The 23,775-nt window shown below is 63.1% G+C and carries 17 protein-coding genes; 6 read left to right on the top strand and 11 right to left on the bottom strand.

The features are described from left to right. Positions 1 to 818: 818 nt before the first annotated feature. A complete protein-coding gene (locus tag IT350_04065) occupies positions 819 to 1,967 on the top strand; it encodes a hypothetical protein (protein ID MCC6157204.1) in 1,149 nt (382 codons plus the stop codon). Positions 1,968 to 2,279: 312 nt separating this feature from the next. On the opposite strand, the gene IT350_04060 is transcribed toward IT350_04065, so the two are convergent. The 6 genes from IT350_04060 to IT350_04035 form a co-directional block, all read right to left on the bottom strand. Then, positions 2,280 to 3,365 carry a hypothetical protein gene (locus tag IT350_04060; GenBank protein MCC6157203.1) on the bottom strand — a complete coding sequence of 362 codons (1,086 nt, stop codon included), beginning with the start codon at positions 3,363 to 3,365 and terminating at the stop codon, positions 2,280 to 2,282. A gap of 388 nt (positions 3,366 to 3,753) precedes the next feature. Beyond that, positions 3,754 to 5,406 (bottom strand): dynamin family protein, encoded by a 1,653-nt coding sequence (locus IT350_04055; GenBank protein ID MCC6157202.1) that lies wholly within the window; start codon positions 5,404 to 5,406, stop codon positions 3,754 to 3,756. A gap of 94 nt (positions 5,407 to 5,500) precedes the next feature. Next, the gene (locus IT350_04050) at positions 5,501 to 8,002 is read right to left on the bottom strand and encodes a bifunctional YncE family protein/alkaline phosphatase family protein (protein MCC6157201.1); all 2,502 of its coding nucleotides are present in this window, start codon (positions 8,000 to 8,002) and stop codon (positions 5,501 to 5,503) included. 86 nt (positions 8,003 to 8,088) lie between these two features. Beyond that, positions 8,089 to 8,559, bottom strand: a complete 471-nt coding sequence (locus IT350_04045) for a thrombospondin type 3 repeat-containing protein (GenBank protein MCC6157200.1) — start codon at positions 8,557 to 8,559, stop codon at positions 8,089 to 8,091. A gap of 14 nt (positions 8,560 to 8,573) precedes the next feature. Continuing rightward, positions 8,574 to 9,995: a hypothetical protein gene (locus IT350_04040; protein ID MCC6157199.1), complete on the bottom strand. Its 1,422-nt coding sequence runs from the start codon at positions 9,993 to 9,995 to the stop codon at positions 8,574 to 8,576. Further along, positions 9,995 to 10,495: a hypothetical protein gene (locus tag IT350_04035; protein ID MCC6157198.1), complete on the bottom strand. Its 501-nt coding sequence runs from the start codon at positions 10,493 to 10,495 to the stop codon at positions 9,995 to 9,997. The genes IT350_04040 and IT350_04035 overlap by 1 nt, the downstream gene beginning before the upstream one ends. Before the next feature lie 136 nt (positions 10,496 to 10,631). Between IT350_04035 and IT350_04030 the strand changes: the two genes are divergently transcribed. The 3 genes from IT350_04030 to IT350_04020 all read left to right on the top strand — a co-directional run bounded on the left by IT350_04030 (position 10,632) and on the right by IT350_04020 (position 12,908). Next, positions 10,632 to 10,994 (top strand): hypothetical protein, encoded by a 363-nt coding sequence (locus tag IT350_04030; GenBank protein ID MCC6157197.1) that lies wholly within the window; start codon positions 10,632 to 10,634, stop codon positions 10,992 to 10,994. 85 nt (positions 10,995 to 11,079) lie between these two features. Further along, complete coding sequence (locus IT350_04025) at positions 11,080 to 11,970, top strand: FecR domain-containing protein (protein MCC6157196.1); 891 nt, start codon at positions 11,080 to 11,082, stop codon at positions 11,968 to 11,970. Then, positions 11,967 to 12,908, top strand: a complete 942-nt coding sequence (locus IT350_04020) for a hypothetical protein (GenBank protein ID MCC6157195.1) — start codon at positions 11,967 to 11,969, stop codon at positions 12,906 to 12,908. The genes IT350_04025 and IT350_04020 overlap by 4 nt, the downstream gene beginning before the upstream one ends. A 9-nt stretch (positions 12,909 to 12,917) precedes the next feature. On the opposite strand, the gene IT350_04015 is transcribed toward IT350_04020, so the two are convergent. The 5 genes from IT350_04015 to IT350_03995 form a co-directional block, all read right to left on the bottom strand. Next, a complete protein-coding gene (locus IT350_04015; protein MCC6157194.1) occupies positions 12,918 to 15,608 on the bottom strand; it encodes an Ig-like domain-containing protein in 2,691 nt (896 codons plus the stop codon). A 10-nt stretch (positions 15,609 to 15,618) separates the two neighbouring features. After that, entirely contained in the window at positions 15,619 to 16,875 is a 1,257-nt protein-coding gene (locus IT350_04010) for an outer membrane protein transport protein (protein MCC6157193.1), read from the bottom strand. Positions 16,876 to 17,114: 239 nt separating this feature from the next. Then, positions 17,115 to 18,293: an acetyl-CoA C-acetyltransferase gene (locus IT350_04005; GenBank protein MCC6157192.1), complete on the bottom strand. Its 1,179-nt coding sequence runs from the start codon at positions 18,291 to 18,293 to the stop codon at positions 17,115 to 17,117. Positions 18,294 to 18,395: 102 nt separating this feature from the next. Further along, on the bottom strand, positions 18,396 to 18,815 hold the full coding sequence (gene mce / locus IT350_04000) for a methylmalonyl-CoA epimerase (protein MCC6157191.1): 420 nt from the start codon (positions 18,813 to 18,815) through the stop codon (positions 18,396 to 18,398). Between the two features lie 63 nt (positions 18,816 to 18,878). Then, positions 18,879 to 19,529 (bottom strand): MBL fold metallo-hydrolase, encoded by a 651-nt coding sequence (locus IT350_03995; protein MCC6157190.1) that lies wholly within the window; start codon positions 19,527 to 19,529, stop codon positions 18,879 to 18,881. A gap of 199 nt (positions 19,530 to 19,728) precedes the next feature. Here IT350_03995 and IT350_03990 point away from each other — a divergent pair, with 199 nt between their 5' ends. Both IT350_03990 and IT350_03985 read left to right on the top strand, forming a co-directional pair. Continuing rightward, on the top strand, positions 19,729 to 20,808 hold the full coding sequence (locus tag IT350_03990; GenBank protein MCC6157189.1) for an SMP-30/gluconolactonase/LRE family protein: 1,080 nt from the start codon (positions 19,729 to 19,731) through the stop codon (positions 20,806 to 20,808). 316 nt (positions 20,809 to 21,124) lie between these two features. Continuing rightward, positions 21,125 to 23,770, top strand: coding sequence for a S8 family serine peptidase (locus tag IT350_03985; protein ID MCC6157188.1), 2,646 nt, complete (start codon positions 21,125 to 21,127; stop codon positions 23,768 to 23,770). Positions 23,771 to 23,775 lie beyond the last annotated feature (5 nt).

Here is a 23,775-nt window from a genome sequence, read left to right as displayed (position 1 = left end):
GGGCAACGTGTACGCCAAGCCGATTTTTGTACGCCTGGAGGGGTTCTGAGCCACTTCCATCGGAAAAATTTTCGGGTGCTTGGCTTTGAACGAGCGCTCTGCGGTTTTCGCGCACTGATTTTCCGCGTCACCGGCAATTCGCGGGCCCAGGGACGACAAATTAGGATCCGGGATTTTCCTAATCCGCAAAATCCGATGGGCTGAGCAGAGTTTTCTTCCGGCCGGAATACCAGCGGCGCTCGGGTTGCTCCCCAGCAGAGCCCTATCCTCCGCGCGGGCAACAGCAGACTACTACGACGGTGCCGGAATGTGATACACGGGATCATGGAGAACCAACCACCAAGGAATCCCACATTCCCCCGTGGTCCTCAAATGGGGGAGCACCGCACGGCCTATGTGCGCTGTCTTCGCCTTTTATCGAAAGAGCGAGGTCTTGGCATGACAAACATAAGAAACTCAAAGCAAAGCGAAGCCGGTAGATTGAAGGCTGCCCGATGGAAGACGCTTTTGTCAGCCATACTCCTGGTCCTTCTGCCCGGCTGTGCAGCCGTTTCCGGACCTCCGTCCGGCGGCATCCATCCAGCGGGAGTCGAACAGCCGATGGGGAGCCCGGCGAAGGATTGGAATTATTGGCGACACGGTTGCTGCGAGGCGTGCTGGAACAGATTCGGGGAAGATCGATGTCCCGAGCCCCTCGACGCGGACGGTTGCCCCTCCTTGAGGGAGTGCATCGGCAAATGCGAAATGGAATATCCGAAGCCGAAGGGCGAATGAGTTACTGATGGCGCGGGGAGAAGTTGAGGAAAAAGATTCTATTGATGGCGTTCTTGTCCGTGCTGTGCCTTGGTGTCGGCTTGGTTCTTGGCTGCGGCGGAGACGACGATTCCGGCAGCAACCCAGTCGCCGATGACGACGCGGACGACGACGGAGGGGACGACGACGGAGGGGACGGCGACGAAGAGGATGACGACGCGGCCGTTGTCGACGACGACACGTGGCCTCCGCTCCCAGACGATGACTCGGTCGGTGACGACGATCACGAGCCGATCATCGTCATGACGTTCAATGTGGGGACGACGCCGGGGCTTTTCCACGACCTCGGGGACGACGGGTACACGTCCGAGATGGCCGACATCGCTGACGAGTTTTACGAGAATAGTCTTTCCTGGAATCCCGCCGAGGAAGCGCTCGGGGAATACGTGGCCGAAATCCGCCCCGCCGTGGCCGTATTCCAGGAGAATTTCTACGACCCTTGGTGCGAACAGATCCCGGTGGATCCGGAACTGGACTTCGTATGCCGGGATTACTCGCCGGATCGCCCCACTCAGCTCGAGCGAGTATTCGGCCCGGACTATCAGGTCGCCTGCTCGCAGGATCACCCCGACAACTGCGGCGTCGTGAGACGCGACTTTGCATCATTCGCCGGCTGCGACGACGAATCCTTTTGCCTGGACGGCTTTTTCGGCATGGCTCCGCCCAGCGGATGCACAAGTCGCACACGCGCGTGGAGCGTAGCCCTCAACCGAACAAATGGCGCGGATTGGACGCTCGTCAACGTGCACGCGTCATCGGGTTTCGAGGGTGACGTTCGCGCCTGCCGTGCCGATCAGTTCCGCCAGATTTTCGAGGACCGCGGAGACGGGCAGCCTCTGGCTGACGGCGACGTCAATCTGGTGATGGGAGATATCAACACGGACCCATTTCTCGCGCCGGTCATCGACGAGAGCGCACGCGTTTGGAATCAGCATGTGGGAGACGGCCTGCCCTTTGACTATCTTTCCGCGGACCGCGCCGGCGTCGATCCGAGTTACGCGCTCATCCTTCATGTGGACCATGTGGTCAGCGACGAGTTGACGGGGACGTGCGTTGTGCCTGGCGTTACGGACGGCGTGCCGCCCGTCATGGACGCGATCTACTGGGACCACAAACCCATTGTGTGCCGGATCTCATCGGAGTCCGTGAAGTAAACACCGATGACGAGTGCGCCGCCGGTTGCGGCTTCGATGTTCAGGGGGAAGAGGATCGTCGTCCGGGTCGGGGTTTCGCCGCGTATCGTGGCTCCATCAAACGGGGCATGCCACAATCCAACCGCGATTCACGCGAGGTCCAGAGCGAAGGGCAAGCTTTTCAACGGCCTGCTAGAAGCAGGAAGCGAACTGCTCGTCAGCGGGTCACCTCGAGCATCATCTGGGAGGCGAGTCGATCAATCACTTCCCGGTCCACATCATTTGGCAGTCTCGATCGCTCGGCGGCGGCCCTCATGGCGTCCTGCCGGTGTGTCATCCGGGGTCGAATAATTCTTCCGAAAATTTTTCCGAAGTCCGCGCACGACCCTGGGTGCGCGCGACTTTTATGCTCGCGCGGGGCACCGCGGGGTCGTTCGCGGCGAGCCTTCCTTCGGCGCGGCTTTGCTGACCGGACGAGGTCGCGGTGGAGTCAGATCCGTCAAACTCGGATTCGTCGAGGAACGGGGAATATGGCGCCGTCTCCACGAAAGCCTCGCCGAGCGGGTCATCGATCAGGAACCGCATGCGTTTCGCCAATTTCCGAAGAACGCCAATGCCCTTGAGATATGCCGCCAGAGTGTCATCGGTCACCTTGGCAGCCTTGCGACGTTTAAGCGCATTGTTCACAGCAACCAGCAAATCTTCGAAGCTGACTTGGGGCCCCTTCGCGATCAGATAGCTCACCGCCAAACGGCGGACGAGGTGCTGCGTCGACTCGATTTCGCCGGACGTGCGTTCTCGGCGTCCCCGAAGTCGGCGACCGACGGCGCGAATCAGGGAGTCCGCCCGCAGGTCTTCGGCGCCCAAAAACTTCTCCCAATCCGACTGGAGCATGGTCGTAAATGCCGGCGAGGTGATCCATGTCGGGTCGGCCGTCAGAAGGCGGAGCGCCTGTTGACGATCTCCCTGTCTCACCTTCTGAAGGTTCTCGCAGCGCAGGCGGAGGAGGACACGGGCGACCTCTTGTTGCATGGGGGGCGCAAGGCTCGCCATACGCTCCGAACCAAAGAGCGCGGACCGCGTGTTGACCAAAGCCCAATTCTCGTCGGTGCGATAGAACGCACGATCGGCAAGATGTTGAAAGTTGTCTTCCAGCAACAGACTCAGCGCGTCGAAAAACGCCTCTCCATATGACGTGTCCGAGAACCGCTGGACCGGCATCGGATCCTTGGTGGCGTACACATCCAGCGCCGCGTCGATCCATGCCGCCATGAACGCCTGCTGGTGCTCAAAGGCTGGGGCTCCCGCCGGCAAAGGAGATCGAGATTTGGTCGCCGTCGAAATTTTTCGTCGGACGACGGACTCTTTAAACGTCACCGGATTGCGAGGGTCCCCGACAAGCGAGATTCGATAGGCCAACCAAGAGTCCATGAGCTCTTTGCGAAGAGGTTCTCGGTAGAGCCATCTGGCCACCCCGCGCCGTGCTTGTTCCGGAGTGAGCGGCAGGTCTGGTAAGCGCTTTTCCATACGGCCAAGATGCGCACTTTCAGCGCACTGTCAATTGCCAGTTTTGCACGTCCTGAAGCGTCCTGAACAGCCCTCAAACGACCTGAAGCGACCTGAGGTCGAGGCGTGGAAGTCCTTGAAATCATTGGCAACATGGCGTAGTGCGTCGGTTATCGGTTTGGGCTACTTGGGAGCTTCAAATCCAGTCATCCCGACTCATTCCTCAAGGCTCGCAAGTGTTTGAACTTGCGAGCCTTTTCGTTGTCCTGGAACGCCGCTCGTTTCTCCGTCGCGTTTCCGGTCACTCGGAGGAGTCGAGAAACACCTCGTCGAGTGTCGCGAGCGCCGTTCGAATGGCGTCCGCGCGATCAGGCGACGCGGCAGCCAGGCGCTCCACCGACGAGAGTTCGGACTCGATCGCCACGAGGGCCGCCGTCTGCGCGGCGTCGATGGCGTCGCACGCCCGCTCTCCCCACTGCGCGCCGAATCGAAGGAGATTCTTCTCGACGTTCCAGGCGATATTGGTGCGCATCGACCGCTCGACCCTCGACCGAAGGCGTTTCATGGGGATGATTCGCCACAACAGGTCGACGGGAATCTCGAAGGCGCGCGGAACCCGAACGTCGGGCCGCGCCATCGCGTGCAACGGGATTTCCGGGATTTCGGTTTCGAAACGACGACCCAGCGTCCGCCCGACCGCATCGGCCAATTCGCCGGTGACAAGACGCAGGACGCGCCCCACGGACTCGCGCGCCGCGTCGGCGGCTTCCCGCGCCGTCCTCTCACCTTCTTCCATCCGTGCGGCGAGCCGCGCGTTCAGCACCTTTTCCATCCATTCGGCATATCGAGCGGTCAGTTCCGCCAGATTTCCATCCCAACGCGCGAACTCTCGGTCGAATTCTTCTTCGACGCGAACGGTCGTGGCGTCGCGTTGCGCGCGAAAGTGCTCGACGCACGACTCCATCACAATCGACTTGTGGTGTTCCATCTCGCGACGCAGTTCCTCGCGCGTTTTCGCGAGCATCCGACGTTGGCGCGCCGCCAAGTCCCGAATCCGTCCGGCGGCGACCTCGCCCGCATTCGCCGCCGCGAGTTCCCGCTCCAGGTAGACGCGGCACTGATGGCCGAGTTGCCCGAGCTTGTGCCTCGCGATCCGCGCGGAGCGGTCCGCCGAGACACTGGCGTCGCTGCCCATCAGGTGCCGCCGAATCGCTTCGAGCGAAGCCGCTGAGCCTTTTTTCACGGACACCGGGATCAGCGGATATTCGACGCCGAGACGCGAGCGCAGCGTCTTGCGTGTAAACGTCTGCACGTGGTCGATCTGGGACTTCGTTGCCAGATCGGTCTTCGTGAGGAGAATCGCGACGTCAGGCGTGTGCGCGCCGAGATCGCGGATGAGATCGAGGTCCGCCTCGCCGATGGGTTGATCGACGCGGATCGCAACGAGGGCGGCGCCGATGCGCGGCAGCCACTCACGCGCACGCTCGCTGTTGTGCGAGAACACGCTCCCCAGTCCCGGCGTGTCGACAAAGCGGAACCCCGCGGGTGCGGTCGAATCACGCACGACGAGGTCGGCCCGTTCGACGCCCTTTGTGTTGTCAGGATTGGCGGCTTCAGTGACGAATTCCGCAAGCCGGTCCGTCGGGTAACTCCGGGCGGTCCCGTCGAGGTAACGGACGATCACCTCGTCCGAAGACCCCGGCATGACGCGTGTCACGACCGATGTGGCGGGGAGGACATCGACCGGCAGGAGATCGCGCCCGAGGACCGCGTTGAGCAGGGAGCTTTTGCCGGCCTTGTACTGACCGACCACCACGACATCGACGATCCCATCGCCCGCGACATGATCCCGAACGGACTCGATCCGCGCGGCGAGGGACCCGATGGCGTATTCCCCCGCGAGCCGCTCGATCGCGGCAAGTCGCGTTTCCAAGGAGTTCAGCGTGGACGTCAAGGGCGACGGACTCGCGGACATGTCATTCCCAATTTCATTTTCGAGCGCACGACAAACAGATTCGCGCACTCCCGATTCAAATTCGCGGTCCGGTCTAGCGAGCGGGCCGGACGAAGACGCTGCGGTTTTTCGGCGGCTGCGGCACCGCGATCCCGCGGGCGGCGGCGTAGGCGGTCGCCCGCTCCACCATCGCGTGGTACTCGGCGACCTCCTCTTCCTCTTCCGCTTCGTCTTCCCGCAGGTCCGGCGAAAGCGCGTGGTGATGGGGCCATGGCTCGCCGGGCCTCGTGAGCGCCCAGAGCACCTCGCCGAGTCTCGACACCGCGTCGGGCGAGTTGAAGTCCGCGTTGTCGCAGTACTCCTGCAAGGGCAGCGGGGAAGAGTTGAATTCGAGTTCGATCGGATTCGCCAACGCTTCGTAGGGCGAGGAATCCGGCGTCATCGTGAAGGCGTCGTACATCGGCGACGCGTACAGATCGTACTGATTCATCGGCGGCACGCCGAGAATCATCCCGATCGTCGCCCACACGCTCGGCATGGAGTACATCACTTTGCTGATGTAACCGCGCTTCGCGTAGGGCCCGATGACAAAGGCCGGCGTGCGGTGCGGATCGATGTGGTCCGTCCCCGACTGAGGATCGTCCTCGATGACGAAGATGATCGTGCTCTCCCACTCGGGGCGCGACGAATAGTACTCGACAAGCTTGCCGAGCGCGGCGTCGTTATCGCCCATCAGGTAGCGGGGCGTCGGCGCGCCGGACGAACTGCCGTAGGTGTGGTCGTTGGGAAGCGAGATGTACGTGAACGGCTCGAAGATTCCGGCGTCGACCTCGCGGATGATTTCGTCGACCTTCACCTCGTCCGACACACCCATATTCCAGAAGCCGTACTTGAAATCCATGTAGGGCCCGAACCGCTCCAGATCGTGGGCGAGGCCGACCACCTGCCCGTAGCTGCGGAAAGGAATCCCGGCATCGAGCAGGACCTCGAAGATCGTCTTGCCCTGCGGGCGGGTGTTCGGATCGACGTCCGGCAGCGGGTAGATGCCGCCGGCGTTATACGCTTTTTCGGCGTGGTCGTTGACGTTGTTGTAGGTCGCCCACAGGTGCCCGAGCACGCTGGTGTCGCCTTCGGTGTAGGTGTTGTCGAGTAGGACGTAGGAACGGCCGAGCTTGTAGGCGTTTGGGATGACGTCTTCGTGGAAGTTCTGGAGGCCGGTGTCACCCTCGACCCCGTCGAAATCGGCAAGCACCTGATCGAAGGTCTTGTTCTCGCGCAGCACATACACCACGTGCTTGATCTGCTCCGACGCGACGCCGCGCACGGTGGGGATCGGCGAGGACACGCCGGTTAAATCGAAAAATCCCAACGCCCACGCGATGTTGTCCTCGACCTGCTCCGTGTACGCGGCCAATTCCCCGTCGTCGGGCAGGTCGATGATCGAAAGTCCGCCCTGCCACCCCGACCACAAACTCAGCCCGGCGGACCCACGCCCCTTGCCGTTGGCGACGACCAGGCGGCCGTTCGCCTCGTCGAGAAATGCGTTCGTCGGATACCAGCCCGTCGGGATGCGGCCCAACATCGTCCCATCGGCGGCGTCCAGCACGTCGATGGAATTGTAGGTCGACGAGGTGACGTAGAGCCGCGTGCCGTCGGCGGAGACTTCGACCGCGGTCGGTGAGGCGCCCTTGGGTTCCATCGGAGAGGCGTTCAGCTCATACGCGTCGATCACGGCGAGCGACGACGTGTCGATGACGCTGATGTCGTCGGAATCGGAATTCGCGACATACAGCCGGCTCCCGTCGGTGCTGAGCGCCATCATTTCGGGATTCGCGCCCACGGTGATCTCCTCGATCTCGTCCCCGTCGTCCGTGAGATCGAGAACGGAGACCGTGCCCGGCCCGTGATTGGCCGCGTAAGCCCGCGTACCGTCCGGCGACAACTTCACGTCGTACGTGAAGAGGTGCGCGGCGTAGCTGTCGATCTCCTCGCCGGTCGCCGTGTCCACCACCGCGACACGTTTGCCGAGATAACAAGCGACGTACAGCTTCGACTCGTCCGGAGAGAGCGCCATCCCCGACGGCATGTTGTTCACGGGAATCCGCGCCTGCTCCGCCGCCACGCCGCCGGAAAGCGAGTACTCGAGCACGAGATGAGACGCGCCCCCCGCGATCCAGAACCGATCCCCCGCCGCGTTGAACACGATGCCCGAATAGCCGTGCGAGAGATTGATGGTCTGCGTGATCGATGCCGTATCGAGGTGAATGAGGTGCAATCCCGCGGTCTTGGCCGTCACCACCACGGCGGTCTCGCCGTCGGGGCTCACGGCGACATCGATCGGAAAACTCGCGGTTTCCACGTAGGTGCCCGCGGGGGTGATCCGCCGTCCGTTGGAGAGCAGGTACTCGCCGCCTCCGAGATCGCCCGGGCGCAGCAGCGCCTGCGGGTTGGGCACGGGGTCGCCCGCGCGGGGCGGCGACGGGGGTGCCTGCGTCAAGGGTTGAGCCGAAGACGACGTGTCGCCGTCTTGTTCTCCCTGCGGGGAACAGGCGACGAGGACAAGCCCCAGAATCGCGAAAAACGCGAACAAACGCATGACCAACCCCCACGTTCCATACCTCGATGCGATCGTCGCCCGGTGACGTCGCGCCGGCGCCGCTCGATCGGATCGTCATCACGTTATCAAACGCCGCCCCGTCCGACAACGCGCTCCCGAACGCGTTGCTTCGCCGCGCCGCGATTCGTTCGCGCGCGAAACCCGAACGCGACGAGGACTCCCACGACGAACGCCGGCGATATGGAAGCGGGATAGATCAACTCATCGACGGGATCTTCCACGCCCTCGCAAGCGTCTCCGCGGTCGTCTTCGTTGGCGTCCGCCTGATCCGCGTTGGCGTACCACGCGCAGTTGTCCACGTCATTGGGCACTCCGTCGTTATCCCAATCCGCATCGAACACGTCGTATTCGCCGTCGCCGTCCCAATCCATCTCCATGAGCTTCTCGGCCGTCTCGGACGCGCAGGCGTCTTCATCCGACTGACCGACATCCTTGGGCTCCGCGGTCGGAACCTCGACGGTTTCCGAATTCTCGCCCTCGGTGCAGCCGGCGAAGACCGTCGCCAGGAGCGCAACCGCAAGTGCACAACGCAGCATCAAGCCTCCACCGCTCAGAATTGAATCGACAGCGTAAACTCGAACTGGTGAATCTGGCCGCCGGTCCGGATCCGGTGCCAATCGGGATCGCGATCGTTTTCGGTCACGCGATCGACCAGCGCGTGCAACTGATACGCCACGTCGAGACTCATCGGCATCAACACCAGTTCCGTGGGGTCATAATACTCGATTCCGAATCCCGTGGTGACGACGTGTTTGTCGTTGTCGAGAATGTTCAGCGCACCGCTTTGATCCGGCGCGGGCGTCGGCTGAAAATAGTATCCGCCACGCAGCGCGATCGATTCCGCCCACTCGACATTCGGATCGAAGACGTGCTCGTAACCGAAGCGCGCGTCAATGCGGTCTCGAAAACGCGGATCGGTGTAGTTTTCGGTCTGGTCGCGAAACTCCGACCACCGCCGCCAGTTCACGTCGACCTGCACGTTGTCCGCGGGCAGCGCGAGCCCCGCGCCGAGCGTCACCGCCATGGGGGAAAAGCCCGTCAGCGAACGCAGAGGGTTGTCGGTGGACGGCAGTTCCAGCACGGTCCCGCCGCTGTCGGTCACGAGCCGGGTCGAGGTGCGGATGCGGCCCGAGCCGTCCACGGTCGAAACTTCGTCGCGCCAGACGAGGCCGAAACGCAGCGCGGTCGGGTCGCCGAAGGCCGGCGCGCGCGCGAGCAGACCCAGCGACGGTTTGACCTTGGAAAACGTCCGCGACAGAATTCCCTGATTCGTTTCGAAGCTCTGATCCGACGCCCGGATCTCGGTCTTCGCGGTCACATCCGTGTACGTATCCGACGGAGCGGTCGCGCCGCCCATGCCGAAAGACATCCAGTCGAAGAGTTTGAACGACGCCGAAAAAAACAGCGGCAACAGCGCGGCGTTGCGGTCGCTGTACCGGTACATGTACGGCGTGTTGGGGTCGGCGTAGATCGTGAACGATTTGAGATAGTCGCCGAGTCCCAGCACGAGACCAACGGCGAAACGCTCGGTCAGAAAGCTGCTGAACCGCCCCTCGAAATTGAAGTCGGTCGTCAGCGCGATGAGCAGCACGCCCGCATCGGGGTAGGTCTCGGCATAGTTGTGGCCGGGCGTGGTTTCGATCTCGAGATACAGCTCCTTGTACATCGCTTTCCAGCCGAAGACCGCGTGGTGTCCCTTCTGAAACGCAAGCCCGGCCGGGTTGTAATAGACCGCGGAATAGTCCTGCCCGAGCGCGACACCCGCGTTCCCCATCGCGCCGTCGCGCGGGCCGACCCCGAACTCCTCGAAGAGCTGATTCGTCCCCCCATACGCGACCGTCGTCCACACGGGAGCAAGTGCGATCAGCAATGCGACCTGCCCGGCGGCGCGCGGCCCGAACGACATGTAGGCTCGCAGCGCGATCATCATGCAGGCTCGCAGCGCGATCATCCTGTAGGCGCGCAGCGCCATCATCGCGCCGTCGAATCGTCGTGACGCTCGCCGATCGCCGCGAGAATCTCCCGCGCGAGCGACCCGCAACGGTCGTGGTCGTCGAGAAGGAAAACGGATCGAAGAACGGCCGGCTCGAAGACCCAGTCCACCGCGAGCGCCGGTTTACCGCGATGCGCGCCCGTTTGTCGCGTGCGCACCGATGCGTTCCGTACCCGCGCGAACGGGATGTGAATCGGCGACAGCGCGTGATCGACGAGAAAATTGACGCCCTTTTGATCGACGAAAAACAGACCCGGCCCGGGGGCTAGGAATCCCTGCGCGGCCTCGGCCTTGTCGCCGTCGCGGGTCCGGCTGCCCAGATACTCGCCGCGCGCTCCCCCGCCGACCGGCAGATCGCCGTCGAGCATATCCGCGGGCAGCGGATCGCGCCGTCGCCAAAAGCCCGTCAACGCACCGATCACCACGACGGCCGCCATGGCGATGGACAAGAGGATGACGATGACGAAAGCGGCGTTCATGTCGGCGATTCTTGAGCCCGATTGGTGGCGAACTCTATCGTGGACCGCTTGCAAAATAAAGGGCGTGCCGCCATCATGCGTTCGCGCCATCGAGTCAACGCGCTTCGCGAATTTCCCTTCGTTTTCCGGAGTGTTCATGGAGGCGATTCTTCTTGCGATCAGTTATCTCGCCGTGTTCGCGGGCGCGGTGACGGGTGTGGTGCGGTTGGTTTCGCCCAACAACGCCGTCATCCGTCAGCTTCATGCGGCCAGTTCGCCGTTCGCGAATTTCGTATTCGCCATCTACTTTCTCCTCTTCCAGTTTTCCCCCGCGGGACCCGTGCAGCGCGTCGCCATGGCTCTGTGTTTCATGTCGCTCGCGTACACCGGGTTCGCATCCGGAAAAAAAGATCCGACACCTTCGGAAAAGCGGCTTCACATCGCGCTCGGCCTTGTCACGTTTCTTCTTTTTTCTTTCGTGTTCTTCTCGTTCGTTCTCATCAAGATCTCGCCCGCGTAAGCCGCCGCGCGCGACAGCGGGCGGGCACTTTGTCCAGCCGATCCGCTGTGATAACCTCCTTTTGTTTTCCAACCGCGGTAGGGTGATGCTCCGTTTTCGACTGCTCATCGCCGCTGTTCTCTGTTCCGTCGTCGTCGGGAGTGCGCCTACCGCGGCTCGGGCCGATTCGGAGATCGTCGCCTTGGCCGTCGAAGGCCGCGTGACGATCGTTCGCCCCGGCGTGGGCGACGTTGCGCTCGCGCCGGGCATCGTGATCGAGCCCGGCGACCACTTGGTTTCGGATGATGAGGGACGGGCGCTCGTCCGGTGGGCGGACAACGCGCTCGTCACGATCGGTCCGTACACGCAGGTCCTGTTCGACCGGGTTTCGGGCGGTGGTTCGATCGGCGACATCGCGATCCTTTCCGGCGACGCCCGCGTCCTGGTTCGCCCGAACGAAGCTGCGATTCCGGCCCGCATCGCGACGAAGTCGGCCAAAATCGTCACGGGCGACGGGTATTTCGCCGTCCGCCACGAACGCAACGAAGAACGAACGCAGATTCTCGGTCTCGCCGGATCGATCGACGTTTCCAGGCCCGAAGACGACCGGGTGAAGTACACGGTTTCGCCCGGTCAGTGGTGCGCGGTGGATCGTGCGTCCGGCGTGGCGATTCCGCAGTCGGCAAACCCGGAATTCACGGAATCCCTGAAGAGCAACACGGCCATTCGCTATTTCCCGCCGGCCGAATCTCTGCCCGGCCAGGTGAAAAACCTCGGGGACAGTCCGCTTCGCGATATCCCGACCAAGCTGACCGGAACCATCGGCGGGACCGGGGTGGAGACGTCGACGCTGGCCGAGTTCGAACCGTTTCCATCGAACGACGGTCGATCGCCGGATATTCCGGAGGGTCTTGAGATCGATCGAGAGTCGGACGTCTCCCTTGTCATCATTTTCAACGACCTGATCGAAAAAAACCGCCCGCTGGTGAAGAAGTGACCCGCGTTCTCGCCGCGATCGCCCTGGCCGTCTTGTCCGTCTTCGGATCGACGGGCTGCCTGTACTCCAACGACACGCCGGAAAGCGATGCTGCCGTCGTGTCGATACAGTGGGCTCTGGTCACCCCGAGCGCGACCGAGCGTTTCTACAATGTTCTCATCGAGGTCCGGGCGGACGACCTGCGCACCGTGCGGCGCAGCTTTCCGCTGACCAGCGGCGATACGCCGCAGCCTTACGAGATCCGAATGTCGATCCCGTCCGGCCGCGATCGCGAGTTTCTCGTGAAGGTCACGGACAACATGGGCGAGCGCGCCTACGACGGGCGAACCAAAGTCGATCTTTCGCCTGGTTCGCAGAGCGTGGCCGTGTCCCTTCAGGGCTGGTCGCAGATACGCGGCACGTTTCGGAAATACGACGCGGCTACGGGTGGCCCCGGCGATCCCGTGGCCGATGCCGAAGGCGCGGTGGTCGGGTCCGACCGCATCACCGTGACCACGGACGCCGACGGCGTGTTTTCCTACGAGATGCCGAACGGCGTCGAGATCGAGATGACCGGCCCGGTCGGGAACACGGAGTTGGGACTCGCGCGCGTGATCGGTGCTGTCGGGGGCGAGGACCTCTTCGTCGACCTGATTGCGATCGACCCCGAAACACGTCCTCATCGCCACACGATCCAGGGAGCTTCGATTTCGTCCGCTAACCCGGGAGAGCTTCAATTGTTCGGAAGTTGGGTCCAGCGCGCGGGCGATCCGATCGTCGCGATCATCGAAGATCCGGATGGCGGCGGATTCCGTCTGGATACGGTCGCTGACCCGGATGACGAGACCCGCCTCGTGGTCGCGCTTCCTGAACTCGAGGACTCTCTGTTGCCCTATCGGGTTGTCCTGCGCAACGACGCCGCGGGCGACTCGAACTGGATCGACCTGAACGTTCGATGACTCCGCGCCTTACGGCGCGGGGCTCACCGCCTGAAGGTTGATCGACGCCGGCAGCGGAATCTCCCAACTCGTCAACGGAATGTTCAGGCGGATGCTGGTCGTCCCGCGGATGTCGGCGATGATGCGTCCGTCGGTCGAAAACGCCACCGCGCCCGTCGCCTTGAAGTCGACCTCCGGCACGATGAGCCCCGCAAAGAGCGGGTTCGACACGGCGAACTGCGTCGGCAGATCGACCGCCATTTCGGGCAAACCGTCCACGCCCGTGGAAACGTCCGCCGAACCCTGCGTGGCCGCGTCGATGCGGATCGGGCCGGTATCGAGCGGGCCGTAATCGGCGCGTCCGAACGCCTTACCCAAATCGATGCCCGTATTCGTCGAGAAGATCCGCGTGCCGTCCACCAGGGCGATCGGCAGCGCCGCGTCGTCGTCGTTGGTATCCAGCGGACGCACGTGGCCGACCATGAATCCCGTCGCGTAGCTCGGCGTTCCGAACAGGCCGAAGAGGTTGATCGCGAAGTAGTTCACGTCCGTCGCGGTCTCCGCACCGTCGACATATCCGGAGGTATCCGAGTCCGCCGCGGGATTGAGTTCGAAGATGAGTTTCACCACGTCGTCGTCGCGCACCGCGCGGAACGTCGTCGCCACGCTGGAGTCGGCAATCGACCCGCCGGGCAATCCGTCTCCGTCCACGTCCAGCGCGATCCCCGCGATGTTCATTGCGCCGTCGGTCACCCGCCATTGGTACGTGTGTTCCGGGTCGAAGGGCTCGTTTGGCGTGAAGACGATGCTCGTCCAGTTCGCGTCGAGCGTCCCCTCGACCGGCCCCCCGGCCGTCAGATCCGTCACGAACACCGTGTCACCCAGCGATAACGACGCGGGGTCCATGATCTGCGTAAACCAGATCTGCACGGGCAGGTGCGCGGGATGCGCGACCAGCGAATTCAGCCCCGGATCGCTCGTGCCGAGCTGCGGCGGAACCTGCGTCGCCTCCGCGGCGCCGGTCGTGAACCGCCAGCGAATCGGCTCGATGCTCGTATTGCCCGCCAGATCCGAGATGGACGTATCGAGACGCACCTCGTATTCCGTGAGCGGCGTGAGCGGCCAATTCGGTTCGAAAGTCAGTTTCGGTCCGTTGATCGAGATCCGCCCCGCGACGCCGGTTTGGGATGCGGCGCTCCAGAGCGAGATCGGTGTCGATGACGAACTGCGAATCGGCTCGTTGAAATAGATGCGGATCGGGTCCCCGAGGCGCACGCTTTCGGCATACGGGCGGGGCGATGACGACTCCACGCCCGGCGCCGTGCTGTCGCCGTCGCTCTGATACGCGCCCTGCGGGGGACGCAGGCCGAGAGACACGGTCACATCCATCGACTCGCCGAAAATGTCCACGGTCTCGTAAGTCGCGACCTCCATCGAGAGAACGCCGTTGTCGACCGTCTCGGCGTGCCCCACGAGACGCAGTCCCAGCAGAGCCTGTCCCATCTGCGCGTTGGCGGTCGAGTTGTCCGTGTTGATGGCGGCGTCGAGCGTGAACTTCAGACCGACCTTTCCGCCGCGGATGCCGTAAGTCTGATCCGGGCTCTGCATGAAACCGAACGCATCCGTGAGAACGGTCAGCGTAATGTCGCCCGTTGCGAGGCCTGACGGAATCCGACCTCCGAACAACGCCTCGAGGCTGCTGGCGTGAAGTTTCTGCCCGCGGCGAATGACCACCGGGACCGAACTCGTGTTCGCAGCGGTATTGCCCATCTCGACGCGCAACTGTCCGCCGAGAAACGCCTGCGTTCGCCCGAGCAGGGTCGAGTTGATGACCATGGAGTTTACGGGCTCGCCGGTGTAGTTGCTCGAATCGAGTTTCGCGACGTCGGTCACCGGTTCGCAGCTCGACGCGTTCGACATCGTCGGGCATTGCTCCACCACCAGGGTCGCCCGCGGCGTCGAATCCCGAATGTCGAAAACGTACGTGATGTCCTCGCCGATCGGCTCCCCTCCGGCATCGCGGAGCGCACCGGCGATGAAGAGTTCATACTGCCGCCCGGGCTCGAGATCGGAGGTGGGATCGATGGCCACGAGCCCGCCCGCGACGAACAGGTCCGCCGGGATCGGCGTCGTGCTGCCGACGCGCCGGATGGCGATATTCGCCCCGTAGCGCAGCGTCGGGTCCACCGGCTCGGAGAAATAAACGTGGAACGTGCTCCAGTCGTAGACCTCTTCGCTCGGATCGGGGACGAGCGTCGTGACGCTCATGGTCGCGCCCGCGAGGGTTCGCTCGCCGCGCGTCGAAAACGCAACGGCATGAGAGGTTCGTCCGTCGAGTTCCGGCGCCGCGCCTTCGGAGTCGCGGACCGTGTCGTGGACGACGGCTTCGTAAGTGGAATTCGGCATCAGCCGCTCGAGCGGCATGAGCAGCAGGTTGTCGCCCGTCGCACCCAACCGGGCGGGGACCGCGATGCGCTCGCCGCCGGGTTCGATGCGGAACAGCTCCGCTTCCATCCCGGACAGGGCCGCGAGGTCGATCGGGCGATTGAAATGGAAGATCACATTCGTCGCCAGCGCCACGCCGCCGGTGCCGTCCGCGGGAATCGTGGCGTGCAACTCGAACACCGACGATTCCTTTTTCTCGTATTCCATGTCCTGGGCGCAGGCCGCGATCATCGCGACCGCCACCAGGACCCCGATGATCCATCCGCGTCCGATCATGTCCGGCCCCTTAGAATCGGAGGGTGAGGGAGCCAGAGGCCGCGTTGACGTTGCCCTTGCTCTCGAATTTCGCGCCGTCGCCGTCTTCGTATTCCGCCGGTACCAGGTACTGGTGGAAGTACGTGAGATCGAATGAAACCGGCAGCGCGAGAACCGGCGGCTCCTGAATCGTGTATCCGACGCCGATCGAACCCACGTGCCGATCGTTGTCGAGGAAGATGTTGCCGTCGCTGCCGGGCTTGCGCATCGGCGTCGGCTGGTACTGATATCCCACGCGCAGTGGCAGGTTCTCCACGACGAAGTATTCGAGCCCCGTTCGAGGCTGATACACGTCGACAAAGTCGATCGTCGCATGCTTGCGCGGCAGATCGCCTTCCGTGATCTGCGAGTCGAACGCACCCCAGTTGATCCAGGTGCCGTCCACCGCCCACATCAGATCTTCGGTCAGATCGAACGATGCGCCGATCGACACGTTTTGCGGCACGAAGGTGTCCTGAAACGACAGAACCATCGGCAGTTTCGTCAGGCTCGACTCGCCGACCGTGGCGTCGGCGTCCACGATGATGTCGCCGAATTTTCCGTAGTTCTCCATGCGGTAGGTAACGCCGAGGTTGGCCTTTTCGAAGTCGAAGAACACCGACGCGATCAGCGAGTGCGCCAAACGCGCGTCGAGGATCATGCCTTCGTCCTCGGTGTTGCCGCCGAGGTCCGTCGAGACGGTGAAATCCGTCGTTCCGCGGAGGGTGATGAGCGTGCCGCCGCCGATGTAAAGCCAGTCGGTGATGCCGAGGCCGAGCGTCGTCGTCGCCATCGTGCTCGTACGACCGTAGCGGTAGAAGTACCCGTCCGGCCGCTTCACATCGATGAAGTTGATGAATCCTTGCCCGCTACGGTCGAAGTTCATCGTGAATCCAAAGGCGAGCGGGCGCTTGTTCCGAAAGATCGAACTGAGATCCAGGACGAGATTCGAGAAAACGACGTTATTGCCCTCGTCGAATTTTTCGAGTTCACCCTTCGGGCCACCTTCCAGGTTGGGGCCGGTCCACAGGTAGGTGAAATTCATTTCCGACGAGTCGATGTTCGCGAGCGCGGCCGGGTTGTGGTAGGACAGGCTCGGATCGCCCGCCACGGCGGTCATCGCGTTTCCCAGCGCCATCGCCCGAGCCGTCGTTCCCCAGTCGAGGGGCGGGGTCAGTTGACCGGCCGTCGAGAAGGTCGCCGTGAGCACAAAAATCCCCATCGCCAGTCCACACACCGCTCGCTTCACGGTTCGCCTCCGTTCGCGTCGCGCCGACGCGGCGGACCCCTCGGTCCTCGCGATCATCCGGCTCGATCAATGACAAGAAAATGACGGAACAAGCCCTCGTGGTCCATAACACGCGCTTTCGCGGGGTGTCAACGAAAAGGCACGAATAACTTACGCGCGCGTCGCCCGACCGGCGGGGCTTCGGACCGAAAAACGGCGACCCCTCGCGAGGTCGCCGTCATCGACCGTTGCGGCCCTGCCTACATCAGTTCCACGATCGTCGCGAGGCCCATGCCGCCGCCGACGCACAGCGTCGCGGCGCCGACCGACAAGTTTCGCTTTCGCATCGCGTAGATGAGGCTGATGACGATACGCAGCCCCGTGCACCCCACGGGATGACCAAGCGCGATGCCCGAGCCGTTCACATTCGTGATCGCGCGGTCGAGCCCCAGCAGGTGCTCCACGGACAGATACTGAGCGGCGAACGCCTCGTTGCACTCGATGAGCTGAAGATCCTTCAGGTTCATCTTGGCCTTGGCGAGCGCCTTCGTCATGGCCGGCACCGGACCGTATCCCATCAGTTCCGGCTCGACGCCCGCGAGCCCATGCGCGATCACGCGAGCCAGCGGCTTGAGACCGAGCGCTTTCGCCTTGTCGGCGGCAACCACGATGGCCGCGCTCGCCCCATCGTTGAGCCCCGAGGCGTTGCCCGCGGTCACCGTGCCGCCCTTTTTGAACACCGCCGGGAGCTTCGCGAGGCTCTCGCGCGAAACCTCGCGACGCGGATGCTCGTCGGTCGTGAACATGACCGGATCGCCCTTCCGCTGCGGAATCGGCACCGGCACGATTTCGTCGGCGAATGCACCGGAGTCGATCGCCGCGAGCGCCCGCGAATGGCTCGTGTACGCCACCTCGTCCTGCGCCTCGCGGGTGAAACCGTATTTTTCGGCCAGATTCTCCGCCGTCACGCCCATGTGGAAGTGACCGAGCGGGTCGTTGAGCCCTTCGACGAGCATGTCCACCGCCTTCACGTCGGCCATGCGCGCGCCCCAACGCATATCGTAAAGGGCGTACGGTACGCGGCTCATGTTCTCGACGCCGCCGACGAGCACCATGTCGGCGTCGCCCATGCCAATCTGCTGCGTCGCGAAGACGAGCGCCTGCATCGAGCTGCTGCACTGACGCTGAATCGTCGCGGCGGGCGTGGTGTGCGGAATGCCCGCCTTGAGCGCGATGCACCGCGCCGTGTTGATTTCGTCCGTGCGCATCATGCAATTGCCGATGAGCACGTCGTCGAGATCCTTCGCGTCCACCCCCGCTCGCTGGATTGCGGCCTTCACGGCGACCACCCCCAGATCCGTGGCGGAAACGTCCTTGAGCGATTTTCCGAAACTGCCGATGGGCGTCCTGGCGGCGCCGACAATCCAAGCCTCACGCATGGCGAGCCCCAAAGAAAGTGTGTGAAACGTCGGCGCGGGCAAACCGCTCCGCGCCGCTCATCAACGCAAGACCGCCCATCCGAGGATCGGCGGCGAAAAACCTCAGACGTGATGGTGGTGCGGGTCGTCCTGCGACAGCTCGATCAGAATCCCGCCCGTGCTCTTGGGATGAACGAACGCCACGAGCTTGCCGTGCGCGCCGCGCCGGGGTTCCTGGTCGATCAGCGTGTAGCCCTGCGCCTTGAGGTGCTCGAGCGCTTCCTTCACGTCCGTCACGTCGTAACAGATGTGGTGGATGCCCCCGCCCTTCTTCTCGATGTACTTCGAGATCGGGCTTTCCGGCGACGTGCCTTCGAGCAGCTCGATATTCACCTCGCCGACCGGCAGGAACATGGTGCGCACTTTCTGGTCCGGCACCTCTTCCTCGTGCACGCTCTCCAGACGCAGTCCCTTCGTCCAGAACGGCATGGCGTCGGCGAGGCTCGTGGTGGCGATGCCGATGTGGTCGATCTTCTTGAGCATGAATTCTCCTTCGGCGAAGTCGGGATCGCGCCGCGATTCCCGCTACGACTCGTTACGCGTGTTCTATAGGCGGTGCTTCAGCACCAGAATCTCCGTCTCGCCCGGAAGGCGATCGGCGAACAGTTCGATCTCGTCCGTGTCGATGCGCTTCACGTTGGTCTTGCCCGCCAAAAATCCGTCCACCGGGTCGATGGTGAAGCCGCACTTGTCGGTCTTGTAGTGCATGGGGATCACCACGCGCGGGCGCAGCGTCTCGACCACATCCGTCGCCTCGTTCGCGTCGATCGTGTAGAAGCCGCCGACCGGCAGTAGCAGCACATCGACGCCCGAGAGCGCCGACGCCTGCTCCGGCGTGAGCACGTGGCCGAGGTCCGCCGCGTGGCACACGCGGATGCCGTCCACCGTGAAGTCGAACATCCGCACCTTGCCGCGCTGCGATCCGCCTTCGCCGTCGTGATCCGCGCCGACCACGTCGAAGCGAATGCCCTTCGCCTCGCCCGGTTGGCGCATCAGGGCGAAGTCGCCCGAAAAGCCCTTGGTGTAGTTGTGATCCGGGTGCTCGTGCGAGATCGTGACGACGTCGGGTTTCGAATCCACGGGCAGGTAGCCGATCGCGCCGCCGTAAGATCCCGTTTCGTATGGGTCACAGACCACGCACGTCCCGTCCGCCGCGAAGATCGAAAAGCACGAATGTCCGTTGTAGCGAATCTTCATGGTGATCCCCCCGCCCGGTCGGAGCCGCAAACGGTCCGCCGAATTGCGGCCGAATGAGTGTAGAAAATTCGCCGGGGGTCTTCAAGGCGGGACTTCTTGGCGCGCGCCGCCCGCGCTATGCTCCTCACAGTTTCGCGGAATCCGGGCGCGAGTCCCGGCGAGACCGCGCGCTCGATCTCCTGATTGGATGGGAAGTTCCATGCGTCATATCTCGATGTGGGCTCTCGCGGCGATCGCGATGGTGATTTGGGTTCCGGGCTGCGGCGACGATGACGACGACGCCTCGACAGGCTCGGGGCAGGCGGTCGACGACGACAACGACGACGATGTCGACGACGACGCAGATGATGACGACACGGACGATGACGCGACGGACGACGATGTCGATGACGACGCGGACGACGATGTCGATGACGACGATGAGGTTCCCCTGCCCGTGACGCCGGACGTGCTGCTGGACGGCGAGTTCGGCGAGACCGAGGGCCTCGCATTCCTGCCGGACGGCCGCATGTTCGTGCAGGGCGACGATGGCGTCCACGAAATCTTCGGCGACGGAACCTACGCGACGCGCGCGACCTTCGTCGATCCGCTCGGCCTCGCGCACGACGGCGACGGCAACATCCTTGTCGCCGACTACGGCGATACCTCGGGTTTCGATTTCGGCGATTACGAGGTCGACGGCTCGATCGTTCGTATGACGCCGAACGGCGACAAGACGACGATCGCAACGGGGATCGCCGACCCCAACTTCATCGCGGTGCGCGACGACGGGTCCTTGCTCGTGTCTGACGATTTCGTGACCGACATGTTCCTCGTCCCCGCCGGTGGGGGCGCGCCCTCCGTGTTTACCGACGCGATCGAGGCGGCCAACGGGCTCGTCTTTTCGCTCGACCGGTCCGTGCTTTACGTCTGCCAGACCTTCATCAACGCGGGCGGCATCCTGCCCGACCGGCGCATCTGGTCCGTCGCGCTGGACGAAAATGGCGATCCGGGCGACGTGTCTCTCTTCGTCGAGCTGCCGGTCGGTTCCGCGCCCGACGGAGCGGCGCTTGACGAAGAAGGTCGCCTCTACGTCGCGGCGAACCTCATGGGCACGATCTGGCGGATCGACCCGGCCGGCCCCACGGTCGAAAAAGTTGCGGACGGCATGCCCTTCGTCGCCAGCCTCGCCTTCAGCCGCGGCGGCGAGTTCCCCGAAACCACCCTCTACGCCACGCAGCTCGTCGGCGGGAAAATCTGGTCGCTCGATCTGGGGGTCGCCGGCGCGCAGCTGCCGTGACAGGGCGACTTCTAAAAATCCGAGTGTGTAAAAGCGATTCCAAGAGTTTTGCAGTTGTTGATTTTCGTTGACACACGCCTTCGTACGGTGATACCTTCAGCTCACGGAGGGAAGCGTCATGAAACGACGAATCACGGTGCGTTGGATGTCATGGGCAAACGCAGGTCGTGAGAACGACGAGAGAACACGAAATTCCGAAAATGCCGGAATAAATAGCAAAGGGGGGGGGGGCATTCGGCCGATTGCGATTGGGATCGTCCTAACCCTGCTTTTTTCCGCCCTCAGTTTTCTCGCTTCGGTAGCGAGTGACGAACAGGTGGAAACCGCTATCCGTTATGCGTCTTGGACCGTGTATGACAACAACAATCGCCTCGTGGATGAACAGGAAATCGGTAATCCCGACTACGCGCTCGATCAGCCGGTCGAATACTCCGAGGAAAATCCTTACGACGAGAATGGACGCCTCTTCGCGTGGCGGAACTTCAGTTACTCGGCTGAGGACGGTCGATTCGTGGCGGGGAATGCGCTGGAGCAGGTTTCCTTCGTGCGTCGAACCAATGAAGAAATGAAGGAGTACCTGCGCGAACTCGAATACACCGACGAGGAAATCGAGAAGCTGCTGCACCCGGCCTACGCGCCGGTTGAAGTTCCGAGAATCGATCCGAAATGGTACGAGGAAATTCACGGGATGGCTGAAAAGGACATCATTCCCGCGATCATCGTATTTCGCGAGAAGTTCGATCTCGATCTCGGGCCATTGCCGTCGGCATGGGAGGACTTCGGTCCGGAAGCCGTCGAAGGCGCTCGGCAGGAGCGCGGTGAGGCCGTCGAAGAGCAGAAAGAATATGCATGGCAGGCGCAGGCACCCGCGGTGGACGCGCTCGAGCGAGCCGGAGTCGAGATCGCGAGCCAATACTGGGCGATCAACGCCGCCTCGGTGCGGATTCCCGCCGGGAGCATCGATGCTGTTCTTGCGATCGACAACATCGCGCACATCGAGGCGATGGGCGAAGAGCGCGACGCGGACATTTCGAACACCCTCGACGCCGTATTCCTGCCTTACAAGACGCTTCTCGACAATGCGCGGATGCTGGGAATCAATCAGCATCATTTGGCGGGGTATACCGGGATCGGGACAGGTTCGGACGGATCGTACACGGGTCGCATCATCATCGGCATCAACGAACGGGCGAAGTTCGACGACGAACACCGCGCGTTTTTCGACGGGTCGGGGGCGTTCTCCCGCGTGCGTTACACGTTTAGCTGCGACAACGTGTTTCCGCCGTACTGCGGTGAGGATCTTCCCGAGACCATTTTGTGCTCGGGCAACGTTCCGCAACACGCCATGTGGTCCACGGGCGTCGCGGCGGCGGATTTGACCGACGGGCAGGACTCCGGCGTGCCATCCGGCATTCGCGCGCACTACACCGGCGCAGCACCCGAGGCGTTGATCGCGATGATGCATTCGTCGGAGAAGGAGAACAACATTCACGCCTTCGAAAAGGTCATCGAACTCGGATTCGATGTCTACAGTCGATCGCGCGTCGGCACGGCCAACGGCGCGTGCCCGAACGAGGAGCAGTGGGGCGCGAACGACGCCCTGAGCGCCATCGCCAATACGGCGGCCGAAGAGGGGATCATCGTCGTCAACGCCGCCGGCAATGGGAACCAGGAGTGCCCGGATGAAGCGCCGCAGAACTCCATCGGCTCGCCGGGCAACTCGCCCTACGTCGTCACGGTCGGGGCGATCGAATACATCGACCATCCCCGTACGGCGGCGACGACCGATACGCTGTGGAACCCCCAACGCTTCCGCGACGTCAGCCTCATCACCGGCTACAGCAGCCGGGGTGTCACCCAGCAAGGCTATCGCAAACCCAACATCGCGTCCTACGTCGGCATGGTCCACACGCCGCAGGTCGACCGCGACGGCGCGAACCCGGTTGAGCACAACCGATATGCGGACACCAACTGGTGGAACTCAGGAATCGATTGCGACGCGAACCCGGACAACGGCACCCTGATTCGCAACGACCATTACTGGGTCCGATCGCCGAATCAAGATCCGCAGAATGCGTGCATTGAGTGGGAATCCTACGAGGATTTCGACAATCACGCTTGCGACCACGGGCTCGGCGACTGGCAGGACGCGAGCATCTATTACGAGAGGTTCACCGGCACCTCGGCCGCCACGCCGGCGGTGGCGGGCGTCTTCGCCGTGATGAAGGACTTTTTCCTGCGTCGACACGGGTCGTCGTTTGCGTCCGATCGAGTGCGTGTGGTGGCGAACGTCCTGAACTTCGGCGACGGCATGATCGACCAGACCGAGACGCCGCTGTTCGGAGCGGACTACGTCGGGCACGGAGACTCGACCTACGGCGCCGGGCGGCTGCACGCGCGGCTGTTCACCGAGGCGGGGATGGATGCGCCGTGGTTTCAGAACACGGTCGTGATCCCCGAGGTGCAGACGGGCGTCACCTACTCCATGAACCTGAATGCCGAACCGGGCGCGCAGGGGAATCCGATTCCCTCGGCGGCTTCGCTGCTCAAGATCTTCGTGTACTGGGACGAACCCTTCTACAACAACTATCCGGCCGAAATTCAAGCGACGGTGAAGCGGACGATCAGCACGAACTGCGGCGGGGTCTATTTCCCGATCGCCTCCCAGAACAGCCTGAGCACCGACCCGGACGAGTACACGAAGGGCAACTGGCTGCACTTCATCGGCGACAACTCGGTGACGGGCCTGCACCAGAATTTCTCGAACTTCGTGACGAACCGGTGCTACAAGATCGAGATCACGGGCGTGAGCGTTCCGAATGGCAGCGGGGGAGCTGGGACGCGGCGCGTAGCCGTGGCGTGGTTCTGGGAGGCGAACGATCGCACCGACGCCGACGGGCCCTGCCGCCACGGCGCGACGAGTTGCGCCCCGAATGATCCCACTTACCTCTACTACCGATAGGAGGG

The organism is Deltaproteobacteria bacterium (assembly GCA_020845895.1).
In the GTDB taxonomy this organism is placed as follows: Bacteria; Lernaellota; Lernaellaia; order JACKCT01; family JACKCT01; genus JADLEX01.
The sequence above is the reverse complement of the archived record's forward strand: the minus strand, read 5'-3'. Positions and strand labels throughout refer to the sequence as shown.

Bases quoted from the DNA above. Each gene is read 5' to 3' on its own strand.
- IT350_04025 (MCC6157196.1), top strand. From the start codon at position 11,080: ATGCTCCGTTTTCGACTGCTCATCGCCGCTGTTCTCTGTTCCGTCGTC.
- mce (MCC6157191.1), bottom strand. From the start codon at position 18,815: ATGCTCAAGAAGATCGACCACATCGGCATCGCCACCACGAGCCTCGCC.
- IT350_04065 (MCC6157204.1), top strand. From the start codon at position 819: ATGGCGTTCTTGTCCGTGCTGTGCCTTGGTGTCGGCTTGGTTCTTGGC.
- IT350_04050 (MCC6157201.1), bottom strand. From the start codon at position 8,002: ATGCGTTTGTTCGCGTTTTTCGCGATTCTGGGGCTTGTCCTCGTCGCC.
- IT350_04005 (MCC6157192.1), bottom strand. From the start codon at position 18,293: ATGCGTGAGGCTTGGATTGTCGGCGCCGCCAGGACGCCCATCGGCAGT.
- IT350_04040 (MCC6157199.1), bottom strand. From the start codon at position 9,995: ATGGCGCTGCGCGCCTACAGGATGATCGCGCTGCGAGCCTGCATGATG.
- IT350_04035 (MCC6157198.1), bottom strand. From the start codon at position 10,495: ATGAACGCCGCTTTCGTCATCGTCATCCTCTTGTCCATCGCCATGGCG.
- IT350_03990 (MCC6157189.1), top strand. From the start codon at position 19,729: ATGCGTCATATCTCGATGTGGGCTCTCGCGGCGATCGCGATGGTGATT.
- IT350_03995 (MCC6157190.1), bottom strand. From the start codon at position 19,529: ATGAAGATTCGCTACAACGGACATTCGTGCTTTTCGATCTTCGCGGCG.
- IT350_04045 (MCC6157200.1), bottom strand. From the start codon at position 8,559: ATGCTGCGTTGTGCACTTGCGGTTGCGCTCCTGGCGACGGTCTTCGCC.
- IT350_04015 (MCC6157194.1), bottom strand. From the start codon at position 15,608: ATGATCGGACGCGGATGGATCATCGGGGTCCTGGTGGCGGTCGCGATG.
- IT350_04030 (MCC6157197.1), top strand. From the start codon at position 10,632: ATGGAGGCGATTCTTCTTGCGATCAGTTATCTCGCCGTGTTCGCGGGC.